Consider the following 2,320-nt stretch of genomic DNA (forward strand, 5'->3'; position numbering starts at 1 on the left):
TTAGCGTTAAATGCAGCGATAGAAGCAGCAAGAGCAGGAGAAGCGGGAAGAGGATTTGCAGTAGTAGCAGATGAGATAAGGAAGTTAGCAGAAGAATCAAGGAATGCGACAGATGAGATAAGCCAAATACTAACAAACATAACCCAAAGTACAGATAGAGTAAACCAAACGACAGTGAAAGTAGTAGGAACGATAGAAGACATAAACAAAGAAATGGGAAATGTATTAGAAAGTTTCAAACACATAACAGAAAGAATAGAAAAGATGAATCAAGGGATAGAAAACATGACAGCCAGTGCTCAAGAACAAAGTGCAAGTGCCCAAGAGATGAGTTCGGCGATGGACAGAGTAGCAAAAGCGGTAACAGAAATAAGTCAGCAGTTAGAAACATCGAGAAAGATAATAGACAACCAAGTAGAACAAGCTATAGGGATAAATGAAGATGCTAAAGAGTTGAATGAGATATCTTCAGAGTTGAAAGGGTTAGTTGAGAGTTTCAAAATATGATTTAAAAGTTTTAATAATTTTGTGATATAATTTAAATAAGATTGTTTAAGAAAAAATTTTCCAAGCAAACCTTATAACATTGAGACAACAAAAATTTTTATCCTTAAAATCTTTAGAAAGGGTGTATATATATGAAAAAAGTATTTTTATTATTGTTGTTGACTTGCGTAACTATCAACCTTTTCGCAGTGAAAATAAGTATTGCATATGAATCTATAGAGAAACAATTATTAATGTTAAATGCCAAAATAGTAGAATTTGAAGCACAAAATCCTGATATTGAAGTAGAAGTTTTTGAAATACCGAGTTATCCTGGCTCCACTTACAAGTTTTACGGTACTTTTGTTGTTACAAAAGCTAATAAACCCACGATTTTGTCTTTGGATTTTAGTTGGGTAGAAGAGTTTTCGCCTTTTTTAGTTGATTTAGAAAAAGACAGCGAATATTTTGAATTAGAAAAATTTATACCTGCTACAATAGAAATGGTTAAAGTAGGGGAAAACATTAAAGCTATTCCATACTTTATGGATGCGGGAGTTTTGTATTATCGAAAGGATTTATTGGAAAAGTATAATTACAACGTTCCAAAAACTTGGGAAGAATTAATAAAAATAGCTAAAGATATTTCACAAAAAGAAAATATTGATGGATTTATTTGGCAAGGTGCAAGATATGAAGAACTGACTAATTTTTTCTTTGAAATTCTTTATTCCTATGGAGTAGATATTTTTAAAGGAAACAAATTTGTATTAAACGAACCTGAAAATAAGAGAAAAGCTATTGAGGCACTCACACTTATGAAAAGTTTTATAGACAGTGGAATTACTAGAAAAGGAGTTACCACTTATTGGGAAGAAGACTGCAGGTTATCTTTTCAAAATGGTGAGGCACTTTTTATGAGGAATAGCCTTTATGCGTGGCCTTTGTTGAATTCAGATGATTCACCCCTAAAAGGATTGGTGGGGATTGCTCCGCTGCCAATTTCTAAATATATAAACGACCCATTTTTAGTTTTAGATGGTAAAGTTCTATCAATCAATCCTAATGTAACTCCTGAAGAAATAGCAGCAGCAAAAAAGTTCATAAACTTTTTAACTTCTGAAGAAAGTCAAATTCAAGTTTTTTCTGACTTAAACTTTTTACCAGTTAGATTATATATTTATGAAAATTCTCAAATTTCAGGAAATAATATAGATTTAAAAGACTTTAAACATTTGACTGAAAATTTAAAATTAAAACCTAAATCAGCTATTTATTCAGAAATATCTTTTGTTATACAAAATAATGTTTATGATTGCATAACTGGGAGATTAACTCCAGAAAAAGCTATAGATAATATTGTATCGGAGATCAATTTTTTAATTAGATAATTTATTTTTAACAAAAAAAACGAAAAAGTGCGTAATTGGAAAATTAGTCAATAAAGCAACATTTTAAACTTATAATGTGGGTCCAGGGCGGAGCCCTCCCTCTCCTTCGGATGTGTACCGACAAAATCAAAGAAATAGATAATAGCTCAAAATTAGAATTAATGTAAAGTTTAGAATTTCAAAAATGGGTACAATCAACTACATAGGAGATAATCTATTAGAAATAACCATCGAAGAATTGAAAGAGATATTGAAATAGAATCCCCTTTAATAAAGGGGATTTTTACTTTCCAACCAAAACTTTCACTATTATGGTATAATTTAATTAGAAAACATAAATCTCACAATCAAAGCGAGGACAACTAATGAACGAAATAAACAATCCTCACGATGTTTTTTTCAAAAGAAACTTTGGAAACATTGAAATAGCAAAAGACTTCCTA

At 30.7% G+C, this 2,320-nt stretch carries 2 protein-coding genes; both read left to right on the plus strand.

The features are described from left to right. On the plus strand, positions 1–507 hold a 507-nt coding region (locus tag X924_RS07910), incomplete at its 5' end, for a methyl-accepting chemotaxis protein (protein ID WP_233186615.1). 131 nt (positions 508–638) lie between these two features. Continuing rightward, positions 639–1,877, plus strand: coding sequence for an ABC transporter substrate-binding protein (locus X924_RS07915; protein ID WP_121958385.1), 1,239 nt, complete (start codon positions 639–641; stop codon positions 1,875–1,877). Positions 1,878–2,320 lie beyond the last annotated feature (443 nt).

It is taken from the genome of Petrotoga sp. 9PWA.NaAc.5.4, from assembly GCF_002895485.1.
Taxonomy (GTDB): domain Bacteria; phylum Thermotogota; class Thermotogae; order Petrotogales; family Petrotogaceae; genus AZRK01.

Excerpts from the sequence above, each read along its gene's own strand:
- X924_RS07915 (WP_121958385.1), top strand. The coding sequence starts at position 639 with ATGAAAAAAGTATTTTTATTATTGTTGTTGACTTGCGTAACTATCAAC.